Annotated in this window: 11 protein-coding genes; 6 read left to right on the top strand and 5 right to left on the bottom strand. The window is 50.9% G+C overall.

Annotation, left to right across the window (positions count from 1 at the left end; translation table 11 throughout):
• The first annotated feature begins 339 nt into the window (after positions 1-339).
• The 4 genes from glpF (at position 340) to fpr (ending at position 4798) form a co-directional block, all read left to right on the top strand.
• A complete protein-coding gene (gene glpF / locus EQY_RS0110350; RefSeq protein WP_000084276.1) occupies positions 340-1185 on the top strand; it encodes a glycerol uptake facilitator protein GlpF in 846 nt (281 codons plus the stop codon).
• Positions 1186-1207: 22 nt separating this feature from the next.
• Positions 1208-2716, top strand: coding sequence for a glycerol kinase GlpK (glpK, locus tag EQY_RS0110345; protein ID WP_000136801.1), 1509 nt, complete (start codon positions 1208-1210; stop codon positions 2714-2716).
• A 228-nt stretch (positions 2717-2944) separates the two neighbouring features.
• Positions 2945-3955 carry a class II fructose-bisphosphatase gene (glpX, locus tag EQY_RS0110340; protein WP_001250654.1) on the top strand — a complete coding sequence of 337 codons (1011 nt, stop codon included), beginning with the start codon at positions 2945-2947 and terminating at the stop codon, positions 3953-3955.
• A 96-nt stretch (positions 3956-4051) separates the two neighbouring features.
• On the top strand, positions 4052-4798 hold the full coding sequence (gene fpr / locus EQY_RS0110335; RefSeq protein WP_000796336.1) for a ferredoxin--NADP(+) reductase: 747 nt from the start codon (positions 4052-4054) through the stop codon (positions 4796-4798).
• Positions 4799-4802: 4 nt separating this feature from the next.
• Here fpr and uspD read toward each other — a convergent pair whose 3' ends face one another.
• From uspD to EQY_RS0110320, 3 genes are all read right to left on the bottom strand, one after another.
• Positions 4803-5231, bottom strand: coding sequence for a universal stress protein UspD (gene uspD, locus EQY_RS0110330; protein WP_000323549.1), 429 nt, complete (start codon positions 5229-5231; stop codon positions 4803-4805).
• Between the two features lie 11 nt (positions 5232-5242).
• Positions 5243-5542, bottom strand: a complete 300-nt coding sequence (locus tag EQY_RS0110325) for a DUF406 domain-containing protein (protein ID WP_000655995.1) — start codon at positions 5540-5542, stop codon at positions 5243-5245.
• 211 nt (positions 5543-5753) lie between these two features.
• Entirely contained in the window at positions 5754-6194 is a 441-nt protein-coding gene (locus EQY_RS0110320) for a DUF805 domain-containing protein (RefSeq protein WP_000155269.1), read from the bottom strand.
• A gap of 100 nt (positions 6195-6294) precedes the next feature.
• Here EQY_RS0110320 and EQY_RS0110315 point away from each other — a divergent pair, with 100 nt between their 5' ends.
• Positions 6295-6894, top strand: a complete 600-nt coding sequence (locus EQY_RS0110315; RefSeq protein ID WP_000834910.1) for a YiiQ family protein — start codon at positions 6295-6297, stop codon at positions 6892-6894.
• A 107-nt stretch (positions 6895-7001) separates the two neighbouring features.
• A complete protein-coding gene (tpiA, locus tag EQY_RS0110310; RefSeq protein ID WP_001216325.1) occupies positions 7002-7769 on the top strand; it encodes a triose-phosphate isomerase in 768 nt (255 codons plus the stop codon).
• Between the two features lie 55 nt (positions 7770-7824).
• On the opposite strand, the gene cdh is transcribed toward tpiA, so the two are convergent.
• Entirely contained in the window at positions 7825-8574 is a 750-nt protein-coding gene (gene cdh / locus EQY_RS0110305; RefSeq protein WP_024212511.1) for a CDP-diacylglycerol diphosphatase, read from the bottom strand.
• Between the two features lie 104 nt (positions 8575-8678).
• Entirely contained in the window at positions 8679-9668 is a 990-nt protein-coding gene (gene sbp, locus EQY_RS0110300) for a sulfate/thiosulfate ABC transporter substrate-binding protein Sbp (RefSeq protein ID WP_001045694.1), read from the bottom strand.
• Positions 9669-9851: the final 183 nt, after the last annotated feature.

The raw sequence follows: 9851 nt of genomic DNA, 5'->3' as shown, positions 1-9851 counted from the left end.
GTTAGCTCCGATTGTATGAAGCCGCGCCATCTCTGTCCAGCAGCACGCCTTGCAGATTCCGGTTTGCCACACTTTTCATCCTTCTCCTGGTGACATAACCCACATGAATCGAAAATGTTAAAAAATTTGTTGCAAGAATGATTTAACAAACGTGCATCATGTAAGAAGATGTGAAACAAATGGCGCGATAACGCTCATTTTATGACGCGGCACACACATTTTGATTTCGATATTTCTCGTTTTTGCTCGTTAACGATAAATTCACAGGATGCCTACAAGCATCGTGAACGTCAGTGACTTTCACGCTTACAACAAACATTAACTCTTCAGGATCCGATTATGAGTCAAACATCAACCTTGAAAGGCCAGTGCATTGCCGAATTCCTAGGGACCGGGTTGTTGATTTTTTTCGGTGTGGGTTGCGTTGCAGCACTTAAAGTCGCTGGTGCGTCTTTTGGTCAGTGGGAAATCAGTGTCATTTGGGGACTAGGGGTGGCAATGGCCATCTACCTGACCGCAGGGGTTTCCGGCGCGCATCTTAATCCCGCTGTCACTATTGCGTTGTGGCTGTTTGCCTGTTTCGACAAGCGAAAAGTTATTCCTTTTATCGTTTCACAAGTTGCTGGTGCTTTCTGCGCTGCGGCATTAGTTTACGGACTTTACTACAATTTATTCCTCGACTTCGAACAGACCCATCATATTGTTCGCGGCAGCGTCGAAAGTGTTGATCTGGCGGGCACATTCTCTACTTACCCTAACCCTCATATCAATTTTGTGCAGGCTTTCGCAGTTGAAATGGTGATTACCGCTATTCTGATGGGGCTGATCCTGGCGCTCACGGACGATGGCAACGGTGTACCACGCGGCCCTTTGGCTCCCTTGCTGATTGGTCTACTGATTGCGGTCATTGGCGCATCTATGGGCCCATTGACGGGCTTTGCCATGAACCCAGCACGTGACTTCGGTCCGAAAGTCTTTGCCTGGCTGGCGGGCTGGGGCAAGGTCGCCTTTACCGGCGGCAGAGACATTCCTTACTTCCTTGTGCCGCTTTTTGGCCCTATCGTTGGCGCGATTGTAGGTGCATTTGCCTACCGCAAACTGATTGGCCGCCATTTGCCTTGCGATATCTGTGTTGTGGAAGAAAAGGAGATCACAACTCCTTCAGAACAAAAAGCTTCACTGTAATGTGACTACGGGACAATTAAACATGACTGAAAAAAAATATATCGTTGCGCTCGACCAGGGCACCACCAGCTCCCGCGCAGTCGTGATGGATCACGATGCCAACATCATTAGCGTGTCACAGCGCGAATTTGAGCAAATCTACCCAAAACCAGGCTGGGTAGAACACGACCCAATGGAAATCTGGGCCACCCAAAGCTCTACGCTGGTAGAAGTGCTGGCGAAAGCCGATATCAGTTCCGATCAAATTGCAGCTATTGGGATTACTAACCAGCGAGAAACCACTATCGTCTGGGAAAAAGAAACCGGCAAGCCTATCTATAACGCCATTGTCTGGCAGTGCCGTCGTACCGCTGAGATCTGCGAGCATCTCAAGCGCGATGGCATGGAAGAGTACATTCGTAATAACACCGGTCTGGTCATTGACCCGTACTTCTCTGGCACCAAAGTGAAGTGGATCCTCGACCATGTGGAAGGCTCCCGCGAGCGTGCGCGTCGTGGTGAACTGCTGTTTGGTACGGTTGATACCTGGCTAATCTGGAAAATGACTCAAGGTCGCGTTCACGTGACCGATTACACCAACGCGTCTCGCACCATGTTGTTCAACATCCATACTCTGGACTGGGACGACAAAATGCTCGACGCACTGGATATCCCGCGCGAGATGCTGCCTGAAGTGCGTCGCTCTTCGGAAGTGTACGGTCAGACCAACATCGGCGGTAAAGGCGGCACGCGTATTCCGATCGCCGGGATCGCGGGTGATCAGCAGGCGGCGCTATTCGGTCAGTTGTGCGTTAAAGAAGGGATGGCGAAGAATACCTATGGTACAGGCTGCTTTATGCTGATGAATACCGGTGAGAAAGCGGTGACATCAGAAAATGGCCTGCTGACCACCATCGCCTGTGGCCCGACTGGCGAAGTGAATTATGCGCTGGAAGGCGCGGTATTTATGGCGGGCGCGTCCATTCAGTGGCTGCGCGATGAAATGAAACTGATTAGCGACGCCGACGATTCCGAATACTTTGCCACCAAAGTGCAAAATACCAACGGCGTATATGTCGTTCCGGCCTTTACCGGCCTGGGCGCGCCGTACTGGGATCCGTATGCGCGCGGGGCGATTTTCGGTCTGACTCGTGGGGTGAATGCTAACCACATCATCCGCGCGACGCTGGAGTCTATTGCTTATCAGACGCGTGACGTACTGGAAGCAATGCAGGCCGACTCCGGCATTCGTCTGCACGCACTGCGCGTGGATGGCGGCGCGGTGGCGAACAATTTCCTGATGCAGTTCCAGTCTGACATCCTCGGCACGCGCGTTGAGCGCCCGGAAGTGCGCGAAGTGACCGCATTGGGTGCAGCCTATCTTGCTGGTCTGGCGGTTGGCTTCTGGCAGAACCTTGACGAGCTGCAAGAGAAAGCGGTGATTGAACGCGAGTTCCGCCCTGGCATCGAAACCACCGAGCGTAATTACCGTTACGCAGGCTGGAAAAAAGCGGTTAAACGCGCGATGGCGTGGGAAGAACACGAGGAGTGATGCCAGGCATCTGAACGATTGCCTGATGCTGATCGCCTGATGCGACGCTTACGCGTCTTATCAGGCCTACGAGCCGATGCCATTTTGTGTAGGCGGGATAAGGCGTTCACGCCGCATCCGGCATCATGCAGACTCTGAAACCGTGCGGGGGCAACCCCGCACACATCAATAATCCCTCCCTTCCCCTGTGCTACACTTCGCGCCATTCCTTACTGCTTAGAGTTTGCTATGAGACGAGAACTTGCCATCGAATTTTCCCGCGTCACCGAATCTGCGGCGCTGGCTGGCTACAAATGGTTAGGACGCGGCGATAAAAACACCGCTGACGGCGCGGCGGTAAACGCCATGCGTATTATGCTCAACCAGGTCAACATTGACGGCACCATCGTCATTGGTGAAGGCGAAATCGACGAAGCACCGATGCTCTATATTGGTGAAAAAGTCGGTACTGGTCGCGGCGATGCGGTGGATATTGCTGTTGATCCGATTGAAGGCACGCGCATGACGGCGATGGGTCAGGCTAACGCGCTGGCGGTACTGGCTGTGGGCGATAAGGGCTGCTTCCTCAATGCGCCGGATATGTATATGGAGAAGTTGATCGTCGGACCTGGTGCCAAAGGCGTCATCGACCTGAATCTGCCGCTGGCGGATAACCTGCGCAATGTTGCGGCGGCACTCGGCAAACCGTTAAGCGAACTGACGGTCACTATTCTGGCGAAACCGCGCCACGACGCGGTTATCGCAGAAATGCAGCAACTCGGCGTGCGCGTATTTGCCATTCCTGATGGCGATGTCGCAGCCTCGATTCTCACCTGTATGCCAGACAGCGAAGTTGACGTGCTGTACGGTATTGGCGGCGCGCCAGAAGGTGTGGTGTCTGCGGCGGTGATCCGCGCATTAGATGGCGACATGAATGGCCGTCTGCTGGCACGTCATGACGTCAAAGGCGACAACGAAGAGAATCGTCGCATTGGCGAGCAGGAGCTGGCGCGCTGCAAAGCAATGGGCATTGAAGCCGGTAAAGTACTGCGTCTGGGCGATATGGCGCGTAGCGATAACGTCATCTTCTCTGCCACCGGTATCACCAAAGGCGATCTGCTGGAAGGGATTAGCCGCAAAGGCAATATCGCGACAACCGAAACGCTGCTGATTCGTGGTAAGTCACGCACCATTCGCCGCATTCAGTCGATTCACTATCTGGATCGCAAAGACCCGGAAATGCAGGAGCACATTCTCTGAGTCATTTGATCGATTGAGCCTTCCAGTCCTTCGGGACTGGAATTTTTTTGTCCGGAGAACGAAGATAAGGCAAGTCAATCAAAACAGGAGAGAAACATGGCTGATTGGGTAACAGGCAAAGTCACTAAAGTGCAGAACTGGACCGACGCCCTGTTTAGTCTCACCGTTCACGCTCCGGTACTTCCATTTACCGCCGGACAATTCACCAAACTTGGCCTTGAAATTGACGGCGAACGCGTCCAGCGCGCCTACTCTTACGTTAATTCTCCCGACAATCCCGACCTGGAGTTTTATCTGGTCACCGTCCCTGATGGCAAATTAAGCCCGCGACTGGCGGCGCTAAATCCGGGTGACGAAGTGCAGGTGGTTAGCGAAGCGGCTGGCTTTTTTGTTCTGGATGAAGTACCAGATTGCGAAACGCTATGGATGCTGGCAACCGGTACAGCGATTGGCCCTTATTTGTCGATTCTGCAATTAGGCAAAGATTTAGATCGCTTCAAAAATTTGGTACTGGTTCACGCCGCGCGTTATGCCTCCGACTTAAGCTATTTGCCACTGATGCAGGAACTGGAAAAACGCTACGAAGGAAAACTGCGCATTCAGACGGTTGTCAGTCGGGAAACGGCAGCGGGCTCACTCACCGGGCGAATACCGGCGTTAATTGAAAGCGGTGAACTGGAAAACGCGGTTGGACTGCCAATGAATAAAGAAACCAGCCATGTGATGCTGTGTGGTAATCCACAGATGGTGCGCGATACGCAACAACTGCTGAAAGAGACCCGGCAGATGACGAAACATTTACGTCGCCGACCGGGTCACATGACAGCGGAGCATTACTGGTAAGCGGTTACTTGTCGATAAATGGCACGATCAAGAGATCCGCACTCAACTTATTGATCATCCCGCGATATGCCGGCATCAAACGGTTGATAAACGAGTGGTGGTGACCACAAACAAGGAGGTCACACTGCTCTTTTTGCATAATTTCCAGCAGTGTTTCCGGCATTTCTCCGCGCTCAATGCGCAGTTTCGTTTTCGGCCACTGAATATTTTTCGTCAGCTTATACAGTTTGTTATCTGACTTATCTTTCAATAGTTGAAGAATATCTTCTGTTGCGGGGAAGTAGATACCCGGATACAACTCACTTAAGCCATCATCAATATGAATTAACGTCAGATGAGCGTCATTATGTCTGGCGAGATCCAGGGCTTTGTTCACCAGTAGGGCATCTTCTTCATTCCCGGAAATTGCCACGCCAATGTGTTTATAAGCCATGTTTAACTCCATTAACCAAGTGAACGCAGTGATAACTCAAAAATAATCATCTCGGCCTGGCATGAGAAGGTGAAAGCTGCATCAAGCTCGACTTGCCCCTCCAGATCTTTAATCTTATAGGCCACGCTGGCGCCTTCATCCGCAGAGGATGCAGTGGCTGCAAGCTCTTTCAGTTTGGTCATAAAGGACTCTGCTTCTTCGCGGGTAGCAAAAAAGCGCGAAAGTTTGCTTGTACAGTTGTCGTTATCAATCACCGTACCGATATCAATCGCACATCCTTTAGTACTGCATTTATCTACGACATCTTTCATAGGGCACCTCTGTATATTCGCCTCTCTGTCGATTGCCACTTAAGAATAATGCGCCGTTAAGGGAAGAACAAACAAGTAATGATCTTATGGATTACCATTTTTTTTGATATTGATTAAGGTAAGGAAATGAGGGAGATTTTCCGGGTATCGTCATTTGCAATATGGAAATAACGATCCCGGATAAAAATAGCAATAAGAGATATATTGCGGATTAATGGCTTGATTTATTCTCAGACTTATACTTTACGTCCAGGGTATCTTTACCAAATTTATTTGCGCCCTGGGTGCCGACAAATGCGCCAAGATCGATAAGCATCATCACCAGAATCAACGTCGGAATAAACCGCCCCACCGCCCATTGCCACACGCCCGGTAAAATCGCCCAGTTACCCGCCAGAAGCATCCACGCTACAATCATCAGAAATGCCCATGCGCCAGAACGCCCACGATCGTGCAGTCGTTTCACCGTCACTGCCGCTGTCGGCCATAACAGGCACACAAGGCAAAACGCGGCGGTCTGGATATCGAGTAATTTTTTAGCCGCCAGTGAGAAAAGCACCAACATGCCAACGATCCAGAGGCCAATCCAAATCCAGAAATCGCGGCGTCCAATACGCCCTTTAAATGAGAATAACCATTGCTGTATGGTCATGTAAGTTCCTTGATGGTTGTCTTTTCCAGGATTCTACCCTTTTGACAAGGGCGACAGATATCGTTTTAATCGAACCCAGTCATAACAAAAGGTACTGCCGATGAAGTCAGGGTGTTCAGTGTTTTTTCTCTTATCTACCGTGTTATCCGTTAGTGCAACGGTGCACGCACAATCGCCTGGCACGGCAACGACAGCGCCCTACCTGCTGGCTGGCGCCCCCACTTTCGATCTCTCCATCAGCCAGTTTCGAGAAGACTTTAACAGCCAGAACCCCAATCTGCCACTGAACGAATTTCGTGCCATCGACAGCAGCCCCGACAAAGCCAACCTGACTCGCGCCGCCAGTAAAATTAACGAGAACTTGTATGCTTCCACGGCGCTTGAGCGCGGCACCTTAAAAATCAAAAGCATTCAAATTACCTGGCTGCCAATCCAGGGGCCAGAGCAAAAAGCCGCTAAAGCGAAAGCCCAGGAATACATGGCAGCAATGATCCGCACACTCACCCCGCTGATGACCAAAACACAAAGTCAGAAAAAGCTGCAGTCACTCCTTACGGCGGGGAAAAACAAACGTTACTACACTGAGACAGAAGGCGCGTTGCGCTATGTTGTCGCGGACAACGGCGAAAAGGGGCTGACCTTCGCTGTTGAACCGATTAAGCTGGCGCTATCTGAAACGCTGGAAGGGTTGAATAAATGACAAAAAGCAAAGCCTTTGCGCCGATGAATCTCTATACTGTTTCACAGACCTGCTGCCCTGCGGGGCGGCCATCTTCCTTTATTCGCTTATAAGCGTGGAGAATTAAAATGCGACATCCTTTAGTGATGGGTAACTGGAAACTGAACGGCAGCCGCCACATGGTTCACGAGCTGGTTTCTAACCTGCGTAAAGAGCTGGCAGGTGTTGCTGGCTGTGCGGTTGCAATCGCACCACCGGAAATGTACATCGATATGGCGAAGCGTGAAGCTGAAGGCAGCCACATCATGCTGGGTGCGCAGAACGTGGATCTGAACCTGTCCGGCGCATTCACCGGTGAAACCTCTGCTGCTATGCTGAAAGACATCGGCGCACAGTACATCATCATCGGTCACTCTGAACGTCGTACTTACCACAAAGAGTCTGACGAACTGATCGCGAAAAAATTCGCTGTGCTGAAAGAGCAGGGTCTGACTCCGGTTCTGTGCATCGGCGAAACTGAAGCTGAGAACGAAGCGGGCAAAACTGAAGAAGTTTGCGCACGTCAGATCGACGCAGTGCTGAAAACTCAGGGTGCGGCAGCATTCGAAGGCGCAGTTATCGCTTACGAACCAGTATGGGCAATCGGTACTGGCAAATCTGCAACTCCGGCGCAGGCGCAGGCTGTTCACAAATTCATCCGCGATCACATCGCTAAAGTTGACGCTAACATCGCTGAACAAGTGATCATCCAGTACGGCGGTTCTGTAAACGCGTCTAACGCTGCTGAACTATTCGCTCAGCCGGACATCGACGGCGCGCTGGTTGGCGGTGCTTCTCTGAAAGCTGACGCCTTCGCAGTGATCGTTAAAGCTGCAGAAGCGGCTAAACAGGCTTAAGTCTGACAGGTGCCGGATTTCACATCCGGCACTTAACTTTTCTTAACTGCTTGCCTTAACGCAAAATCTCACACTGATGATCCTGAATCTCCTCGGCTGAAGCACGATTCAGCGTCAGCAGATTACGCTGTGTCGCCAGTAATACAAACGAGTTGTCACTCTGCCGTACCATCGCCAGCCCGTAACTTCCCATATGTTCCCGCGCTCCTGGCACTTCTTCCGCCAGCATCATAAACGGACTACGTTGCACCAGTTCGCTTTCCGTTACCCGGCGCGCCAGATATTCATGCCCTTGTAATCCGCCCGGCAGCGGCAACCAGCGGCTGCTGATGTTCGCCAGGTTATTATCCAGTTGTTCGCGCACATCAGGACGGATGCAAGAGATATGAATATGAAAATGGTTTTGCGTGCGTCCCGTTCGGGAGTTAATCGCCAACGAGACCGCGCGATCGGGAACCGGCTGACCATATTTTTTACTCATAAAATCACGCGCCTGCCAGGCCAGCCAAAAGAAGTTCGGCGTTGCAGGATCGGTCAGCAAAGGACTTTCAGTGCCGTTAATACGATACGTTGGCATCAACAGATATTGCAGTGGTCCGTTAATGTCTTTTAAAACCACATATCCGGCATCGGGTTTGACTTCCACACATGGCGAAGGATTTTGGTTTTGCTGCTGGTTGGGCAAACATTGCTCAAGGACAATCTTACGTAACACATCCGAATCACCGGTAAATTTCCAGTAGCCGATACCCGCAGCAACGGCGATAACTATCATCACCAAAATGAGAATAACCGTTTTTTTCATCGTTTTTTCCCTGTACCTCAAAGAGATGCAAGGGTAACGCAAAATCGCGACAAATAAAAAACCCGGTCGCGAGATGCCACCGGGTCTGGTTATCGTCAACAAAATTAACGTTTGCTGATTTGGTCAAACGTACCGCCGTTAGAGAAATGCTCTTTTTGCGCTTTCGTCCAGCCGCCGAACTCTTCATCAATGGTGAATAACTTCAGCTTCGGAAAAGCATTTTCATACTTTTTCGCCACGTCAGGATCGCGCGGACGGTAATAGTTTTTGGCTGCAATCTCCTGACCTTCTGGCGAGTAGAGATATTTCAGATAGGCTTCTGCCACCTCTTTGGTGCCTTTTTTCTCCACCACTTTATCGACAACCGATACCGTCGGCTCCGCGAGAATAGACTCACTCGGCGTGACGATTTCGAACTTATCTTTCCCCAGTTCATTCGTTGCCAGCAGTGCTTCGTTTTCCCAGGCGATCAGCACGTCACCAATCCCGCGCTCGACGAAAGTATTTGTTGAACCACGCGCACCGGAGTCCAGCACTTCCACGTTTTTATACAATGACTGCACAAAATCCTGCGCCTTTGCCTGATCGTTATTGTTGTGGTGCAGGGCATATCCCCACGCCGCCAGGTAGTTCCAGCGTGCACCGCCAGAGCTTTTCGGGTTAGGCGTGATCACCGAAACACCCGGTTTAACCAGGTCGTTCCAGTCATGGATTTGCTTCGGATTGCCCTTACGAACCAGGAAGACAATGGTGGAGGTATACGGCGCGGAGTTATCCGGCAGACGTTTGATCCACTCTTTATCAATTCGACCACGTTCAGCAATCGCATCTACGTCGTAAGCCAGCGCCAGCGTAACAACGTCAGCTTCTATCCCGTTGATTACCGATGTTGCCTGTTTCCCTGAACCACCGTGCGACTGACGAATCACCACGTTATCGCCGGTTTGCTGTTTCCAGTGGGCACTGAAGGCTTTGTTGTATTGTTCGTATAACTCGCGCGTTGGATCATACGAAACGTTAAGTAACTGAATATCCTTTGCCATCACGCTGGTCGCTGCCAGCAAAAATGTTAATCCTACGCCCCACTTGTTCATCGCCCGGCTCTCTTATGTTGTGTTGTGATAAGCAAAGCGTGCCAGAAGGTGAACCAAACATTAAAGAATAAAAAAAGATTGGCTATAACTTGTGGGTATATGTTGGGGAGTTAAAAAGGCGGAAGAAATCCGCCTCATATTGCTGACAAAGTTCGCTTTGTTCATGCCGGATGCGGCGTGAAC

Source organism: Escherichia sp. TW14182 (assembly GCF_000208525.1).
In the GTDB taxonomy this organism is placed as follows: domain Bacteria; phylum Pseudomonadota; class Gammaproteobacteria; order Enterobacterales; family Enterobacteriaceae; genus Escherichia; species Escherichia ruysiae.
Note: the sequence above shows the minus strand (reverse complement) of the source record. Positions and strands in the feature narration are given on the sequence as shown.

What these genes read in the sequence shown, in the direction of transcription:
- glpF (WP_000084276.1), top strand. Translation starts at nt 340, where the DNA reads ATGAGTCAAACATCAACCTTGAAAGGCCAGTGCATTGCCGAATTCCTA.
- glpK (WP_000136801.1), top strand. Translation starts at nt 1,208, where the DNA reads ATGACTGAAAAAAAATATATCGTTGCGCTCGACCAGGGCACCACCAGC.
- glpX (WP_001250654.1), top strand. Translation starts at nt 2,945, where the DNA reads ATGAGACGAGAACTTGCCATCGAATTTTCCCGCGTCACCGAATCTGCG.
- fpr (WP_000796336.1), top strand. Translation starts at nt 4,052, where the DNA reads ATGGCTGATTGGGTAACAGGCAAAGTCACTAAAGTGCAGAACTGGACC.
- uspD (WP_000323549.1), bottom strand. Translation starts at nt 5,231, where the DNA reads ATGGCTTATAAACACATTGGCGTGGCAATTTCCGGGAATGAAGAAGAT.
- EQY_RS0110325 (WP_000655995.1), bottom strand. Translation starts at nt 5,542, where the DNA reads ATGAAAGATGTCGTAGATAAATGCAGTACTAAAGGATGTGCGATTGAT.
- EQY_RS0110320 (WP_000155269.1), bottom strand. Translation starts at nt 6,194, where the DNA reads ATGACCATACAGCAATGGTTATTCTCATTTAAAGGGCGTATTGGACGC.
- EQY_RS0110315 (WP_000834910.1), top strand. Translation starts at nt 6,295, where the DNA reads ATGAAGTCAGGGTGTTCAGTGTTTTTTCTCTTATCTACCGTGTTATCC.
- tpiA (WP_001216325.1), top strand. Translation starts at nt 7,002, where the DNA reads ATGCGACATCCTTTAGTGATGGGTAACTGGAAACTGAACGGCAGCCGC.
- cdh (WP_024212511.1), bottom strand. Translation starts at nt 8,574, where the DNA reads ATGAAAAAAACGGTTATTCTCATTTTGGTGATGATAGTTATCGCCGTT.
- sbp (WP_001045694.1), bottom strand. Translation starts at nt 9,668, where the DNA reads ATGAACAAGTGGGGCGTAGGATTAACATTTTTGCTGGCAGCGACCAGC.